The sequence below is a fragment of the Alteromonas sp. AWQ4_252 genome (genome assembly GCF_056158205.1).
Genome location: NZ_JBSWSV010000001.1, coordinates 1,313,033 through 1,329,741, shown reverse-complemented (window position 1 = coordinate 1,329,741; position 16,709 = coordinate 1,313,033). Strand labels below are relative to the sequence as shown.

Below are 16,709 nucleotides of genomic sequence, written 5' to 3'. Positions count from 1 at the left end.
CTGGCTATGAAGGGAAAATAAAAAGCCCCGCAGAAGCGGGGCCAAGTGATGGTGAGTTGAGCATTATTATTATTGTTGGTAGTTGCCCAATCGAGTCTTCGGATTAAAGATTAGCGACCAGAGGTAAAGTCAGGATATGCTTCCAGACCACACTCGCTCACGTCTACACCTTCGAATTCTTCTTCTTCTGTCACTCTTACACCGATGATAGCTTTAATGACTACCCAAACGATGAGGCTGGTTACAAACACCCATACAAAGATAGTGGCTGCACCCAGTAATTGACCGCCCATGCTTGAACCATCGTTGGTGAAAGGTACCAGAATCAAACCCAGTAAACCTACAACACCGTGAACAGAGATAGCGCCTACCGGATCATCAATCTTGACTTTGTCGAGGAAGATAATAGACAACACAACTAACAGGCCACCGAGAGCACCAAACAGTGTTGCTTGAAGCGGCGTAGGTGTAGAAGGTTCAGCGGTAATTGCAACCAAACCAGCCAGTGCACCGTTCAGTACCATAGTCAGGTCGGCTTTGCCAAACATCACTCGCGCCAGGATAAGTGCAGCAATAGCACCACCCGCAGCAGCGGCATTTGTGTTCATAAATACAACGGCTACGGCATTTGCACTTTCAACGGTCGCTGTAGCAAGTACAGAACCACCGTTAAATCCAAACCAACCCATCCACAGAATGAATGTGCCGAGTGTAGCAAGTGGAAGGTTAGCACCTGGGATAGCGTTTACTTTGCCATCTGCAGTGTATTTCCCTTTACGAGGACCAAGTACCAGTACACCCGCGAGCGCAGCTGCAGCACCAGCCATGTGAACAATACCGGAACCAGCAAAATCAGAGAAGCCCATGTCACCCAGAGTGTACATACCAAACACAGAATCACCATTCCACGTCCATGCACCTTCCATTGGATAAATGAAGCCAGTCATGACTACTGCAAAAGCAAGGAATGCCCAAAGCTTCATACGCTCAGCAACAGCACCAGATACAATTGACATAGCAGTAGCAACAAATACTACCTGGAAGAAAAAGTCAGCGGAAGGCGCATAAGTTGCAGCATCTTCGGCCACGCCAGTAGCGCCATCAGCAATAATACCGTCGAGGAATATACCGCCGCCATACATGATGTCGTAACCACAAATCATGTACATAGTGCACGCAATAGCGAACAAAGCGACGTTTTTCGTTAAGATTTCAGTTGTGTTCTTTGCGCGGACAAGGCCCGCTTCCAACATTGCAAATCCGGCAGCCATCCACATGACTAACGCACCGCAAATCAGGAAATAAAAGGTATCTAATGCATACCCGAGTTCAAATGTGATTTCCATTGTGTTCTCCGCAATTATTATTGTGTGGTTTTACAGTGCGTCAGCGTCTGCTTCGCCAGTACGAATTCGTACAGCGTGTTCAAGATCGTAAACGAATACTTTACCGTCGCCGATTTTGCCCGTTTTCGCTGCACCGACTATAGCTTCAACTAAACGCTCAACCTGGTCTGTCTGAACCGCAATTTCCAGCTTAACTTTTGGCAGGAAATCGACCTGATATTCAGCACCGCGGTATAACTCGGTATGCCCTTTTTGACGTCCAAACCCTTTCACTTCGGTAACGGTTAAACCGTCGATACCAATTTCTGAAATGGCTTCACGAACATCATCCAGCTTGAAGGGCTTGATGATAGCTGTGACTAGTTTCATGTGTTGCTCCCAAATAATGTTTTTATGTATTCGCCAGTAGCGGGTACAGACTGCAACACAAGTCCTGTGCCACAAATATTAACCATTACAAAACAACAACTTAAAATTATTATCCAGTCAGAAAACCGCCAACGACGCACCAAACGAATGCAACAACAAAAAACCGCACCAAGATAGTGCATTAAGTTACAAAAATGATCTCTTTGTGGAACTCTTTATAAAAAACGCGGTCTTTTTGTGCGTTATGGAAATCACTTTACAACCTGTATTCAGCCCAGAAAGAGAACATTTCGTCCCTTCTGCTCGCTCCCGAGTAGGGCGAGTTTTGCTTGTATCTGTAGTTTTACACTTTCTTCTTATTGCTATCCTCGCTTTACAGGAACGCAATCCTGCTCCCGTGCGTTCTGCTCAAAAACCTCCCATAGCCGCCACTCTGTACCCGGCTCCAGTTAAACGTGCCATTAAGGAAAGTGTTTTACGAGATCCTCCACCACAAGCGCCAAGTAACCATACTCAGAAACCACTCGCTGAAAAAGATAGTTACAGCAGTGAGATTGACACTAAAACGCCAGTAGACACGACTTCCACTGCGCCTTCACAAGCTTCGAACCCTGAGCCTGAACTACCTGCCCCTGCCGTAGAATCAGCAAAACAGCCACTTTCTGACCCGGCAAAGCCAGATTTGCAACCGGCCCGGTCGCCTGGTGCAACACGTCCAAGGCTTAGTTCTCGGCAGGCGCTGGATGGCTATTTTTCCAGGCTCGAAGAGGAAAAGCGCCAGGCGCAAGCAGAGCAAGCTGCTCGAGACAGGCGCGAACAACAGCGGTCACCTGTCATTGTGGATTCCCGCAAGGATGAGCCAGAAGAAGATACCAGTGCTCCACCGCCAGTTAATGTAGACTGCAGCTCAACAACCACCAAAACACTTAGCGTTATTTCTCGATTTACTGGCGGGCGAGTCACCTGTTCTGATCGCAGCAATGGCTTTGACACCTTTATTGATAAACGGCTGAATAAAGGCGTAGATCCAGAGGAAAATCCTGACAACAGACGCTGATTTTATTGTCAGTGGCCACAACAGTGGTTAATCTACATAAGAATTGATTTTTTATAAGGATTTCATCAACGTGGCGGCTGCAAACTTACTGGCACTTATCGACGACATCGCAACCCTGCTTGACGACATATCGGTCATGTCTAAAGTGGCTGCGAAAAAAACGGCCGGCGTACTGGGTGATGACCTCGCGCTCAACGCTAACCAAGTTCAGGGCGTGCGCGCTGAACGAGAACTGCCCGTTGTGTGGGCGGTAGCGAAAGGTTCGTTTATTAACAAAGTCATTCTTGTCCCTGCTGCACTCCTGATCAGTGCTTTTATCCCCGTATTGATCACTATTTTGTTAGTACTCGGTGGCCTTTATCTTTGCTACGAGGGTGCAGAAAAGGTATTACATCGCTTTTCCCCCCACCATGACGATGCCGAGAGAGAAGCACGGCTGGCACAATTTGCACAAGAAAATGTTGATTTGGTTGCGTTAGAGAAAGATAAAATTAAAGGGGCGATCCGCACCGATTTTATTCTGTCTGCAGAAATTATTGTTATTGCCCTGGGCAGTGTTCAGACAGCAGATTTCGCCACGCAGGTTGGCGTGCTGTGCGCCTTGAGTATCGCTATTACTGCCGGCGTCTACGGCTTAGTTGCTGGTATCGTAAAGATGGACGACGCAGGGCTGTACTTACTCAGAAAGTCTCTCACCGGAGACTATAATCAGTTTCAACGATTCAGTGGCAGAGCCCTGTTAATCGCTGCACCGTTATTAATGAAGACGCTGGCATTTGTCGGCACTATTGCTATGTTCCTCGTAGGGGGCGGCATACTCACGCACAACATTCCATTTCTTCACCATCTGGCTGAGAGCGTCTCGGGTTTCATACCCGTCCTGGAAGCTGTTACCCCTATTGTATTTGACGGTATAGCTGGCTTTATTGCTGGTTCAATTATCGTGGCTGCGTTGTCACTGTTTAGCAAAAAATAAATCAAAAAGGATTCAACAAGAATGGACTCATCGGACACGCAAACTGGATTGCCTAAACGCCTTATGTTGACGCTATCAGCGTTTCAAGGCATTGCTTTGACATTACTTTATCTTAGCGTGGAACATCAATGGTGGCTGGGGCAAAATCCTACTTGGTTTACTGCGTTGGCCACCTTTGCATTTAGCTTTCCACTACTGATGTTGCTTTGTACAACCCGCGAAAATGCCGTTCAAGCCGCGTGCTATATATTGCCATTTACCCTGCTGCTTTCTTTACTCGGTGCTTATGTGGGGTTCCAGAACGAACCCATCGAGTATGTCAGCAATGAATCGGCTATGTTTATCTTTGGTTTTACCGCGCTTTTGGCCTGTTTCAAGGGGCTTATGTACATACAGTTGCGCCTCAGTGGGACACCTTTAACCTATGCGTCGTTATTCCGCATCTCTTGGCGCAATTTTCTTATTTTCGTTGAATCCTTACTTTTTAAGTTTATCTTCCTGGGGATTTTACACCTTGGAGCTGGCTTGTTCAGCATTGTAGGTATCGACCTTTTTTCAACCTTGCTCGACAAAGCCTGGTTTACCATTCCAGTACTATGCCTCGCTTTTGGATTTGCGGTGGTGATTTTCAGAAATATTATTCATACCGTCGATAACATCGCCACCATTTTGCAAACCCTAATAAAATTTCTTTTACCCGCACTTTCCATTGTATCGTTAGGGTTTCTTATAACCTTGCCTTTTACTGGCCTGACCGCGCTATGGGAAACGGGAAATGGCACTTTTTTGGTGATGAGCCTGCAGTTACTGTCTCTGTTTTTCATTAATGCAGTGTATCAACAGGGTGAGAAAAACCAGCCATACCATCTTCTGTTACACCGTTTAATTTTAACTGCTACTGCACTCTTACCTGTTTATAGTCTTATCTCAGGTTATGGTTTATTACTGCGTATAATGCAATACGGATGGACACTTGACCGCTGTTGGGCGGTGCTCATTTGGGTGCTGCTTGCATGTTTCTCGTTTAGTTACCTCGTGGGTATTGTGAGGTTACGCGACCAATGGTTATCAGCATTGAGTAAAATTAACATCACTATGGGGTTAGTTTTTCTCGCGATGATGTTGTTAGTCAATTCTCCTATTTTAAATTTTCAGTACATTGCCGCTCAAAGTCAGTTGGCCCGTCTCGATAAAAGTGCCACTACATTCGACAAGTTCGACTACTACTATTTTGAAAACAACCTGGGACGTCAAGGCTACCTCGCCATTCAAACGCTCAAAACCCAAGTAGCCGAAACCAACCCTGAAATTCTTGCCATCATAGAACGAATGTATATTCCAGCCCCTGAAGGCGATAAAGATATTACTGAAGAAGCGTTTATCGCCCGTATTAATTATTGGCCAGATGATGCAAGTGCCCCACCGTCATTACTCACTGCATTATACGAACGGGAAGTGGGTAACGATTGGCAGGATCATCGCACGTTTAGTTACTATTTACTGCGAATAGATATGAACGAGGATGGTGAGGTGGAGTCCATTTTCATCCGGGAAAACAATCACACCACGCAGGCGACACTTTGGCTTCTTAACAACGAAGAGTGGAATGCGCACTACATGCCTTCTGTGAATGGCAAGGCTGCGCTCCTCCAGCCCGCTTTGGAAAATGGCGATGTCAAAGTAGTTGAGCCCACCTGGTATGACGTTCAAATTGGAGATATGCGCCTGCGCGCACCTTCACAATAAGCCACATCATTTTTGTCTAGTTACGCAGGCATAAACACAGATGCCTGTGCTAGCTTTTCTCTCTGGTTTTTTTAACCAATATAGCTGGCGAAAAATACTAAAAATTAGTAAAAACCTCATCTCCTGTATCTCAGTAATTATCTTAATATAATTAAATTAATTTAAAATCAAATAGTTAAACTTTTTTCTCGATCTGGCACAACTATCGCAAAAGTAAATGCGACTTAACGATTAACTGCCATGAAGTCAGTAGGAGTGCAGTTTTTTAACACTATCTTTGGAGGAAATATGTTTACTTTACGTCGTCAAATTACCGCACTTACTATTTTAGCTTCAGCGGCTTTAGCAGCACCATCTATGGCAGAGCAAAACACAGTTACACCATTACATCAGTATTTGGATGCCGTGGTTGAACAGCAAATTGTACAGGTGCGCAGCGATATCAATCTTGAGGTTACGCAACTCATTGCTAATGCTACGTACAACGCAGAGCCAGAAATTAACGAACAGACATTAATTGCTGACGTCACGGTCACTGATATTAGCGAACTTGCGGATCAGGAAAACCGCGAAGGAGAATAATGATGATCACATCCAGCGCCCTTCTATTGCTTGCTCTTAGTCCGGTTGGCGCTTTTGTGGCAAGTGCGATGATTTTCAGCGGCGTTAAACTGCTTAACGACCGCTTAAACTAATCCCAACGAGCTCCCGTAGGGCCCTTCCCTCAGAAGAGACATCACAGCAGATACCAGTTTCACTCATGGGCTGTCATGTCTCTTCCTGGGGGCTTTTTACTCATTCCCGAATAAGCGTTCCCACCAGCTTTTTTTCTCTTTTTCTTGTCGAATCGGTTGCCCGTAACAATCTTGACTGGCCGGTGGTAATACATCCAGTATTGCAGGAACACTCATAGAATCAGGACAGCCAGCAATGACTACCTCACCTGTGACTTTGTCAAAATGCGCGATTCCTAGCCCTTCAGGGAATCGTCGAGATAATGATTTCGGCTCCTGCAGCTTTTGATAATTGATGAACACAGGCAGTGCTCCTCCGGCTCCGGTAAGCAGTATTGGCTGGTTATCATCATTACCTACCCACACCGTGATAACATTGTTTCGGTCAAAACCACTAAACCAACTATCCCTATAATCGTCAGTCGTACCAGTTTTACCCCCCATATTGACTCCGGGGAACGTTCTACCGATGCGCGTAGCAGTGCCTTCGGTCGTTACCTTATAAAGTGCGTAATTGAGTAGATAAGTGGCAGCCTCATCTACGCGCTGAGAATAAAACTCCGCATGCTGCCAGATTAAGCGGTCGTTCGATGACACCACCGAAGAAACAGTATGAAGGGGAATATAACGACCATTATTAGAAATCGTCTGATACATCTGGTTTGTTTCGTAGGGTGTTAACGACATCGCCCCCAGAGTCATGGCGGGTACTTCGGGGAACTCACTTTCCACACCCAGACGACGAATGGTATCTGTAATATTCTCCAGTCCCACTTGCATCCCCAGGTTGACAGTTGGTACGTTTAGCGAGTGTGCTAACCCATCAATCAAAGGCACCTGGCCACGGAATTTTTTATCCGCGTTCTTAGGAGACCAGGTTTTACCGCTGGTGTTTTCAAGTGTAATAGGCTCATCTGCCAGAGGCGTAGCCAAATTGTATGCAACAGGGTCTTCCAGCGCTGTCAGGTAGACAGCGGGTTTGATAAGAGAGCCCACCTGACGCTTGGCATCCAAAGCACGGTTGAACCCCTTAAACCCGGCTTCTCTGCTTCCCACAATTGCCCTCACTTCACCACTAGCAATGTCCGTTACCAACATAGCGCCTTGTAAAATGGCTTTACGATCAGATTGCAGGCCCTCCAAAGTATCCCGCATTGCTCTTTCTGCCCGGCGCTGTGCATATATATCCAGCGTGGTGAATACCTTTACTCCTGAATCACGCAATTGCGGGTCAGCGAGTATAGTGGACAGCTCTCTTCGCACCTTGTCCATAAATGCAGGGTGTTTACCACTGGCTAAGCTAGCCCCCGAGGCCAAACCAAGCGGTGCATTAATGTATTGCTCATAGGCCTGGCGATCAATTTCATTGGCTTCGAACAGAATTCGCAAGACCAGGTTTCGACGCTCCAGAACCCGCTCTTCATAGCGACGGGGGTTGTAATATGAAGGCCCTTTTATCATTGCGACCAGAGTTGCAATTTCAGGCGGACTCATTTCATTCGCAGGCCGGTCGAAATAGAAGTAACTGGCTAAACCAAAACCATGGACGGCCATTTCACCATTCTGACCGAGAAACACTTCATTGAGGTAAGCCTGAAGTATGTCGTCTTTGCTGTATCGGGCATCAATTATTAGTGCCATTAACGCTTCTTTTATTTTACGGGTAATGGCCTTTTCTCTGGTGAGATAAAGGTTTTTCACCAACTGCTGTGTGAGAGTACTGCCGCCCTGTACTGTTCTGCCAGCGCGGATATTCGCCACTAGAGCCCTTAAAATAGACAGCGGCGCCACACCGTGATGGTCGTAGAAATCTCTGTCTTCTACTAAAATAAGTGCTTTGGGCAAAAGACTTGGCACATTGTCCAGTTGCACCAGCATTCGGTCTTCCTGGCTACTGCTAACCATACGGGTGACCAGCCATGGCTCCAGACGAATTCGATTAATTTTTTGCTGTGCTGAGAGATCTTCAATACTCGCTATCCGGCTACCACGCCAAGACACTGAGATATGGCGCATGGGTTCATCGCCATCGGGAAATGAAAACGCGCGTCTTTGTACTTCAAGTTTATTATTACCGTACTGGTATTCACCGCTACTGTCGGCTTTGCTCACCCGTCGATAGCCCAAAAGCTTCAGCTCATCGAGTACTTCTTTGGGGGTGATCTCCTGTTCGACATCCAAAACCAATGGGCGGGCAAAGATCTGCGCAGGCACTTCCCATTTGTTGCCTGTGAAGGTGTGCTTGATTTGTGCATCGAGATAAATCATATACCCCAGCAATGTCACTACACCCACCAAAAAGAGCTTGAAGAAAAAGCCCAGCCACCGGCGCCGGGGTTTCGCGCCTATTTTCTTTGATTTTGTCACTTTCGTCTGTTTTTTAGCCACTTATCATGCCACTATAGAATATGTCAAAACAGAGTTTGCGGGTTTCAGCACTGAATTTCCAGTGGCATTCTCAACCCCGCTGTCTTGACGGTATTGTTTCAGCCATGCAACCAGGGTTGCGTATGGTCTAGAAGACCAATATGGAGGACAACATGAAAATATCAATCGACATCGACCTCTCACCTCAAGAGGCCAGAGAGTTCATGGGTTGGCCTGACCTGAGTAAACTCCACGAAGCCACACTCTCGCAACTCAGCGAACAACTAAAAGACGGAAATCAAGAAGCCATGATGGCCATGCTTAAGCCCTACCTGGATGGGAGTCAGCATGCGTTTTCTTTTTATCAAAAAATGCTGGAGACCATGACGACCACAGCCAGCAAAAAATAATCACGGAGGTGTTCTGTGCACGAGCAGGACAAAGAAGACATTTTGGACACACTTAATCAGTATGCTCAGCAGTTCAATGACATGGTTCACAACATACTGACGAAGAAAAACAGCAGCGAGGAGACCGCCGCCATGTTTGACCCTGAAAAACTGGGCTCACTGCTTTCCACCGATACCGTGGAAGTGGATTCAGCCCGCTTAATTCAAACCCAAATGGATTTTATGCGACAACAAACCGAGTTGTGGCAGCAGGCAACAAAGGCCATGCTGGGGGAGAAGGCACAACCGGTAGTGGAAGAGGAACGCAATGACCGCCGGTTTACCCACACAGACTGGCAAGACAATCCGGTGTTTAGTTATTTAAAGCAAGCCTACCTCATCAACTCAAAAATGCTCCAAGGCACTATTGCTGCTATGCAGTTCAAAGATCCCAAATCTGCAGAGCAGGTGAAATTCTATACTCGTCAGTACATCAACTCTGTATCGCCCACGAACTATCTTCTCTCAAACCCAGAGGTCTGCGAGGAAATCCTCAAAACCAAAGGACAGAATATGGTTAAGGGTATCGAAAACTTCATGCGGGACTTAGAAAAAAGTCCGCTGGAAGCCTTTAAAATCACCCAGACCGACATGGACGCATTTACCTTGGGAGAAAACCTCGCCACAACGAAAGGCGAAGTGGTGTATCAAAACGAATTGATGCAACTCATTCACTACACACCAAAACACGACAAGACCTTCGCTAAGCCCGTTTTATTTGTCCCGCCATTTATCAATAAGTATTACATTCTCGATTTGGAAGAGAAGAAGTCTGTGGTGAACGGCCTTCTTGAAAGCGGTTTTTCTGTATTTATGATTTCCTGGGTAAACCCAGATGCTCATTTGGCCGATAGAGATTTTTTTGACTACATGAAAGCAGGCCCGATTGAGGCTCTGGATGCAGTGTGCGCCATTACTGGCAGAGAAAAAGTGAATATGGTGGGTTTTTGCGTCGGCGGCACATTATTGAGCACCGCAGCGGCCTACTTACGGGCAAAAGAGGATACCCGCATTGGTTCTCTGACGCTACTGACCACCCTGCTGGACTTCAGCGAGCCCGGTGAAATTGGTAATTACCTCACTGAAGACGCGCTGCCTATTATGGAGCAAAATGCAGACATTAAAGGTATATATGACGGCCGCATTCTGGGCTTAAGCTTTAGCTTATTGCGAGAGAATAATCTGTTTTGGTCGTACTTCATCAACAATTACCTCAAAGGCAAAGATCCTGCAGCCTTTGATATTCTGTTCTGGAACAGCGACGCCACCAACATTACTGCAGCCTGTTTTAAACAGTATATTCGCACCACTTACTGGGAAGACAAGCTGAAAACGCCGGGGGCTGTGGTTATCGACGGCATCCCCATTGATTTGTCCAAAATCGACATACCAGTGTATTTTCTTACGACACTCGCCGACCATATCGTGCTTTGGCAAGGTGCCTATAAAGGAACACAGTTAGTCAGCGGTGATACCACTTTTGTATTGGCCGGGTCGGGGCATCTGGCTGGCGTTATCAACCCCCCAGTTACCGGGAAATATCCTCACTGGACCAATGAATCCCTGCCTGGGTCTGCAAGTGAGTGGTTTGATGGGGCAACTAAGCACGAAGGTTCGTGGTGGCCTCACTGGCATAACTGGTTAAAACATCAAGGTAAGGCCAAAGTTAATGCGCCGCAACCTGGGGAGAATGACGCCTTTCCCGCTATCGAACCAGCTCCAGGAAGCTACGTACGAAAACAGTTGGGATAAAACAAGAAAGGGCGCTATTTCAGCGCCCTGTTTCAACCGGCAAATAGTTTTACGATTGACTACCGTGCTTCTTCGCAATGTTTAACACTCTTTCACGCAACTGCTCATTAGTCTGTACCAATTGAGCAATGGTGGTGTAAGTGTCGACCTTCAGGCCAGTTTCTTCTATCACAGAAACCATCTCAGATTGGGCGGCCTGCTGAATTTCCTTCATTTTTTCAGGTGACTCTTCACCACTTAATTCCGTTTGGTATTTGTCTGCAACTTTACTCACTGCCGTCATGGCCATTGTAAATTTTTGTAACGTAGCGTCATCAAAATTCTGATTCTGCGTCATCACAGGGTTGGGTGCCTGAACTTCTTTAGTATCTTCTACGGCCTGAGCGGAAAAGTGAACAGTACAAGCTGCGGCGAGGCTCATTACAAAGAGTTTTACAAGTTTAGTCATGGCTATACTCCGTTTTTTTGAATTGCCCTTATCGGGTGCTCAGGATAAGCAGGAGCGATAACCGTGCCACAACAAAATAATCTCGTTAGATCATAACTTTAGGTTTTATCCTTAGTAAGTAAGCCTGCCATTATCGAAAAATGTGTCGCTTATTTTCACACCCTCATTGCTCACACAACCGTTAGTGCGCTACTCTTTCAAAGAAATAAGAAAAAGGTAGCGTCATGATCACTATTAAAAAATACCCTAACAGAAGACTTTACGACACGTCATCCAGTCAGTATGTGAATCTCGAATATATTAAGGGGTTAATTAATGATCGGGAAGAATTCAAGGTTATCGATTCCAAAACAGAAGACGATATAACTAAGTCCCTTCTTTTGCAGATCATCAGTGAATCTGAAGCAGATAAGAACCAATCGTTGCTCACCAATTCATTATTAAAGCAGCTCATCCGGTACTACGATACGGATATGCAACCTTCTGTTCGTCAGTATTTAGAGCAATCATTGCTTACCTTTATAGAACAGCAGGATCAGGCACAAGGTCTGATGAAGAATATGATGGAAAACTCCCCATTTGGTATGTTCAACAAAATGGTTGAACAGAATATGGAAGCCTGGAAGAAAAATCAAAAATGACCTTTATGCTGCCATGCAGCATAAAAACACCTAACCATAGTCAAAACTGTTCTAACAAATAATTGCTGCGACGCAACATAACCCTTGATCTCTCCGCCTTCACTGGTTAATATCTAATCAAATCTTGCTGCATCGCAGCACGCATTCGTTTCTAGTCTGTTAGGAGAAAGACATGTTTGGCTCATTTTCAGAACAATTAAAAAATTCCAGTAAACCCGTTCATACGTTATTTGCGGTTAATACAAAAACACTGGAGAGCTTGTCTGAACAGCAAACTACTTTAATTACTGGCTTGCTGAGCGATAGCGTTCGTTACCTTGAAGCTGTAGCGAAACAAACAGAGTTCAAAGGTGTCATGAATGCAAATTCTGAACTGGCCGAATCTGTTCGTGAACGAATGACCAGCGCTTCTAAAGATGCCTACTCTACTATGAACGCCATGCGTGAAGAAGTGGCAGAAATTATGTCTGTTTCTTTATCTACTGCCAGTGAGGAAGCGAAAAAAGCGACTGAAGGAGTTGTGAAACCAGCAGCTAAGGCCACTGTAAAGGCAGCGGAAAAGAGTACCGAAACAGTAAAAGAAACGGTGACGGAATCTGTCAAAGCAACATCTGAAACGGCAAAACAAACCGTGACTAAAGCTGAAGAAACAACCGCTAAAACTGCTAGCACAGCAAAGAAAACTGCGAATGCTGCTGAGCCAGCTAAAAAGCCAGCAACGCGGACGCGCCGAACCCCGGCAAAGAAAACAACTACCGCAAAACCTGCGGCAACCAAATCAACTAATTGATTCACACTAGAAACTGGAGAACGGTAATGTTTGAACAAATGAACGAGCAAATGAAAACTGCAATGAAGCCTATGTCTGACCTGGCGTCTTTAAACATGAGCACTATGCAAGAACTGGCTGAAAAGCAAAATTCACTTTACAAGTCACTGCTTTCTGAAGGTATGTCTTACTTCGAAACAGCAACGCAACAGAAAGACTTAATGAGCTTGGCTGAAGCTAACAAAGCTTATGCTGAAAGTGTTCAGGAAAAAGTTTCTGACGCTGCTAAAAGTTCTTATGAAGTACTGACTGAAGCACAGCAAAAAGCGGGCGAAATGTTTAAAAGCATTAGCGATGAGATGACCGCTAAATTCCAGGAAGCAGCGAAAGCTTAACTTCTATCGGGCGGCAACAGCCGCCCTTTCCCTTCGAAAAGTGAACCTTTTTCTTTCTCTATAGGTCTTAGCCCCAGCCAGTTTTTGAGGAGAGACGTAATGAATTACCAGGCATATGATTATTTGACTCGCAGTGCATATATTATGCATGAAGGGTTCAGTCTGTTAAATGATATTGCGAACCATCCTTCCAACCTTCTCGCTCACACCTTACCCGGTCGCCTTACCCGCGCTTCGCTGGAAACTGCAATGCGACTGACCCAACGCTACGAAAAGCTGGGGTTTAATATTGATGAAATCAAAATTGAAAATAAGCGGCACAAGGTTCGTGAGGAAATTGTTGTCACCAAGCCCTTTTGCGATTTAATCCATTTCAATCGCGCTGGTGTTAAAGACGACCACAAAGTACTTTTGGTAGCTCCCCTTTCCGGACATTTTGCCACCTTGTTAAAAGGCACTGTGGAAGCCCTGTTACCTGATCACGAGATTTATGTTACTGACTGGGCCGATGCCAGAGAGGTCCCATTGGAAGAAGGGCCGTTCTCATTTGACTGTTATGTTAGCTATCTTATTGAGTTCATGGAATACCTGGGGCCAGGCACTCACCTGATGGCTATATGCCAACCCACGGTTCAGGCATTAATAGCAACCGCGGTGATGGCAGAGCAAAAGAATGACTGTGTCCCCAAATCATTAACGTTAATGGCCGGCCCGCTAGACTGCTCCAAAAACCCAACCCGGGTGAACGAGTTTGCAGAAAAACACCCCATGAGTTGGTTTCGAAACGTTGCCATCATGAAAGTACCCTATGGTTATCCCGGCGAAGGAAGAGAAGTCTACCCAGGGTTCATGCAGCTCGGCGGGTTCATTAGCATGAACCAGCAGTCGCATATGAAGAAATACCAAAATTTTTTCCAAAACCTGGTTTTCGGAGAAGAAGAAGACGCCGATCGCTTTCGTGCGTTTTACGATGAATACATGGCCGTACTGGATATGCCTGCGGAATTTTATTTAGAGACCATCGAAAGGGTGTTTAAAAACAATGAAATTGCACGTGGTGCCATTACTTATCAGGGCAACCCGATAAGCTTTGAAGCCATCGACAACACAGCTCTTCTCACCGTAGAAGGTGCTGATGACGATATTTGTGGTTTAGGACAAACTCAAGCAGCTCAGGATATTTGCAAAAATATCCCTCGCAATATGCGAAAACATCATGTGCAACAGGGTGCTGGCCATTACGGCATATTCAGCGGTTCTAAGTTTCGCAAAAACGTGCGACCAATAATTACTGAATTTATTCATAAGTACGCATAGTTCCAGCGATGTTAGTTGTCGCAGACAAAGAACAGGTTGTCTGCGATTTCTCACTTTCCCTCTCGCACCTTCCCCCATAATTGAGGTAGCATGCCTGAATAATGAAAAAAGAGTTCAGCGCTATGTCAAAATGGATATCCCGTTCACTCGTGGCATCGGTAATTACGATGGTCAGTATAAATACGGCCTTTGCCAACGAAGCCTTCGAACAATGTAAAAGTAACCTCAGCGATCAGGCCGTGTCTGCTGGTATTTCCCAGGATCTCGCTAACCAGGTATTTGCAAAGATTCACTATCAACCTAAAGTGATAAAACTCGATCGCAGCCAACCCGAGTTTGTCCAGACCTTTCCCGGTTACTACAGCAAGCGGGTGAACGACTGGCGCATAGATAAAGGCAGAGCCATGTATGCAGAACACAAGGCGTTACTTGGCGAACTCAGTCATAAATATGGTGTCCCGGCCCACTATTTGGTCGCATTTTGGGGCCTAGAGACCAACTTTGGTTCCTACAAAGGAACTATGAACGTATTGGATTCCCTTACAACCCTGGCATGTGACGAAAGAAGAAGCCGCTTTTTCACGAAGGAACTCATTACCGCAATTAAGCTACTGGACAGAGAATCTCTCAATCAAACCAAAATGGTAGGTTCCTGGGCGGGTGCTATGGGACATACTCAATTCATGCCTTCAGCATATATTCACTACGCCATTGATGGTGACGGCGATGGGCAAGTGAATTTGTGGGAAAGCGAGAAAGACGCCCTCGCATCTGCGGCTAACTTTTTGGCCCAACTGGGTTGGCAACCAGGGTATCGTTGGGGTCGGGAAATCGCGCTACCAGACAATTTCGACTATAAGCAAGCTGGTTATAAACAAAGACGTTCTATTTCCCAGTGGAACGCCATGGGTATAACCAAGCCCGACGGGTCTCCTCTTGGTGAAAGTGACGAAACTGCATTCATCGTCGTACCAGCAGGACACGAGGGCCCGGCTTTCATCGCTTATCATAATTTTCGCATTATCATGCGTTGGAATAACTCTGAATTTTACGCCATTGCGGTGGGCAAGCTGGCCGATCAAATTGCCGGGGAAAGTGGTTTAATATCACCACTGCCCGACCTACCTGCCTACAATATAGATGATATTGTGAAACTTCAGGAGGCTTTGAATAGACTGGGGCATGATGTAGGTAAACCCGATGGCATTATTGGCCCTGCTACACGTGCAGGCTTAAGACAATATCAAATAGATAATAATATGATTGCAGATGGCTTTCCCGGGCTGGATGTGATGAAAGCCATCGGCGTACTAAAAGATCAAGAAAGTCAGGACTGACTTTCGCCTGGCGGCTAGTACATGTGCTGGCCGCCGTTAATTGATAGCGTTGAACCGGTGATAAAGCCAGCCTCATCACCTACCAGGAACATCACACTACGGGCGATGTCTTCTGGTTTGCCCAACCTGCCTACCGGAATTGTCGCGATGATCTTCTTAAGCACTTCTTCTGGCACAGCGCGTACCATGTCAGTATCAACATAACCCGGAGCAATAGCATTTACAGTAACGCCTTTCCCTGCACCTTCGAGAGCTAATGCCTTAGTAAAGCCGTGGATACCTGATTTTGCAGCGGCATAGTTTACCTGCCCGTACTGCCCAGCCTGGCCGTTCACTGACCCAATATTGACAATACGTCCAAAACCCCGCGCACGCATTGAATCAATTACGGCACGACAGGTATTAAAACACGAAGCCAGGTTTGTCTGAATAACGGCATCCCACTGCTCGAAAGACATGCGGTGCATGGTGCCGTCCCGGGTGATCCCGGCATTGTTGATCAATACTTCCACAGGGCCATAGTCTGCGGCTATTTGATCAATGGCGTCTTTTGTTGCCTCGAAATCTGAAACATCAAATTTAAATGAAGGGATCCCCGTTCGTTCAGTGAACGCTTTCGCGGTCTCATCGTTACCACCATAATTTGCTACTACTGTATATCCCGCATCTTTCAATGCAACACATATTGCCTCACCAATTCCTCTGGTACCACCTGTGACTAATGCTACTTTGCTCATTTCGTCTCCCTATATTGTTGACGGTAAAATGTACAACGCATCTATATAAACACGCTAATGAGCAGAATGACAATGCTTTAATGACAGCTTTATGACGATGGTCTCAAAACAAAAAAAGGGGACAAAGTAGAAGGAAAAAAAAGATAATAATTATCAGTACCTTGACAAATATCACGTCTGTCACAATTGTCAACTGGTCAGATCTTTTCGAGTAATAACAACATGTTATCAAACTGTAACTGTATTGACGAAGATCAATTATTAACGCG

At 45.8% G+C, this 16,709-nt stretch carries 16 protein-coding genes; 11 read left to right on the top strand and 5 right to left on the bottom strand.

The features are described 5' to 3' along the window. Positions 1 to 110: 110 nt before the first annotated feature. Together ACXACM_RS05745 and glnK are read right to left on the bottom strand one after the other, a co-directional pair. Positions 111 to 1,346, bottom strand: a complete 1,236-nt coding sequence (locus ACXACM_RS05745; protein WP_474820399.1) for an ammonium transporter — start codon at positions 1,344 to 1,346, stop codon at positions 111 to 113. A gap of 30 nt (positions 1,347 to 1,376) precedes the next feature. Beyond that, complete coding sequence (glnK, locus tag ACXACM_RS05740) at positions 1,377 to 1,715, bottom strand: P-II family nitrogen regulator (protein ID WP_216024306.1); 339 nt, start codon at positions 1,713 to 1,715, stop codon at positions 1,377 to 1,379. Positions 1,716 to 1,959: 244 nt separating this feature from the next. On the opposite strand from glnK, the gene ACXACM_RS05735 reads away from it, so the two are divergent. The 4 genes from ACXACM_RS05735 (at position 1,960) to ACXACM_RS05720 (ending at position 6,076) form a co-directional block, all read left to right on the top strand. Further along, positions 1,960 to 2,772, top strand: coding sequence for a hypothetical protein (locus tag ACXACM_RS05735; RefSeq protein ID WP_474820398.1), 813 nt, complete (start codon positions 1,960 to 1,962; stop codon positions 2,770 to 2,772). Between the two features lie 70 nt (positions 2,773 to 2,842). Further along, positions 2,843 to 3,748: a DUF808 domain-containing protein gene (locus tag ACXACM_RS05730; protein WP_474820397.1), complete on the top strand. Its 906-nt coding sequence runs from the start codon at positions 2,843 to 2,845 to the stop codon at positions 3,746 to 3,748. A gap of 21 nt (positions 3,749 to 3,769) precedes the next feature. Further along, complete coding sequence (locus tag ACXACM_RS05725) at positions 3,770 to 5,494, top strand: DUF4153 domain-containing protein (protein ID WP_474820396.1); 1,725 nt, start codon at positions 3,770 to 3,772, stop codon at positions 5,492 to 5,494. Between the two features lie 288 nt (positions 5,495 to 5,782). After that, positions 5,783 to 6,076, top strand: a complete 294-nt coding sequence (locus ACXACM_RS05720; protein WP_474820395.1) for a hypothetical protein — start codon at positions 5,783 to 5,785, stop codon at positions 6,074 to 6,076. Between the two features lie 209 nt (positions 6,077 to 6,285). Here the strand turns inward: ACXACM_RS05720 and mrcB are convergent, their stop codons facing one another. Then, a complete protein-coding gene (mrcB, locus tag ACXACM_RS05715) occupies positions 6,286 to 8,616 on the bottom strand; it encodes a penicillin-binding protein 1B (RefSeq protein ID WP_474820394.1) in 2,331 nt (776 codons plus the stop codon). Between the two features lie 152 nt (positions 8,617 to 8,768). Between mrcB and ACXACM_RS05710 the strand changes: the two genes are divergently transcribed. Continuing rightward, positions 8,769 to 9,005, top strand: coding sequence for a DUF6489 family protein (locus tag ACXACM_RS05710; protein WP_474820392.1), 237 nt, complete (start codon positions 8,769 to 8,771; stop codon positions 9,003 to 9,005). A 15-nt stretch (positions 9,006 to 9,020) separates the two neighbouring features. Further along, positions 9,021 to 10,796 (top strand): PHA/PHB synthase family protein, encoded by a 1,776-nt coding sequence (locus ACXACM_RS05705; RefSeq protein ID WP_474820391.1) that lies wholly within the window; start codon positions 9,021 to 9,023, stop codon positions 10,794 to 10,796. Positions 10,797 to 10,845: 49 nt separating this feature from the next. Here the strand turns inward: ACXACM_RS05705 and ACXACM_RS05700 are convergent, their stop codons facing one another. Continuing rightward, on the bottom strand, positions 10,846 to 11,244 hold the full coding sequence (locus ACXACM_RS05700; protein ID WP_474820390.1) for a DUF4168 domain-containing protein: 399 nt from the start codon (positions 11,242 to 11,244) through the stop codon (positions 10,846 to 10,848). 224 nt (positions 11,245 to 11,468) lie between these two features. Here ACXACM_RS05700 and phaR point away from each other — a divergent pair, with 224 nt between their 5' ends. From phaR to ACXACM_RS05675, 5 genes are all read left to right on the top strand, one after another. Then, positions 11,469 to 11,885, top strand: a complete 417-nt coding sequence (gene phaR, locus ACXACM_RS05695; protein WP_474820388.1) for a polyhydroxyalkanoate synthesis repressor PhaR — start codon at positions 11,469 to 11,471, stop codon at positions 11,883 to 11,885. Positions 11,886 to 12,057: 172 nt separating this feature from the next. Then, positions 12,058 to 12,675 carry a phasin family protein gene (locus ACXACM_RS05690; RefSeq protein ID WP_474820387.1) on the top strand — a complete coding sequence of 206 codons (618 nt, stop codon included), beginning with the start codon at positions 12,058 to 12,060 and terminating at the stop codon, positions 12,673 to 12,675. A gap of 26 nt (positions 12,676 to 12,701) precedes the next feature. After that, the gene (locus ACXACM_RS05685) at positions 12,702 to 13,049 is read left to right on the top strand and encodes a phasin family protein (RefSeq protein WP_474820386.1); all 348 of its coding nucleotides are present in this window, start codon (positions 12,702 to 12,704) and stop codon (positions 13,047 to 13,049) included. A 99-nt stretch (positions 13,050 to 13,148) separates the two neighbouring features. After that, a complete protein-coding gene (locus ACXACM_RS05680) occupies positions 13,149 to 14,366 on the top strand; it encodes a polyhydroxyalkanoate depolymerase (RefSeq protein ID WP_474820385.1) in 1,218 nt (405 codons plus the stop codon). A gap of 122 nt (positions 14,367 to 14,488) precedes the next feature. After that, the gene (locus ACXACM_RS05675) at positions 14,489 to 15,703 is read left to right on the top strand and encodes a lytic murein transglycosylase (protein ID WP_474820384.1); all 1,215 of its coding nucleotides are present in this window, start codon (positions 14,489 to 14,491) and stop codon (positions 15,701 to 15,703) included. 14 nt (positions 15,704 to 15,717) lie between these two features. Here the strand turns inward: ACXACM_RS05675 and phbB are convergent, their stop codons facing one another. Further along, on the bottom strand, positions 15,718 to 16,440 hold the full coding sequence (gene phbB / locus ACXACM_RS05670) for an acetoacetyl-CoA reductase (RefSeq protein WP_474820383.1): 723 nt from the start codon (positions 16,438 to 16,440) through the stop codon (positions 15,718 to 15,720). Between the last annotated feature and the right edge of the window lie 269 nt (positions 16,441 to 16,709).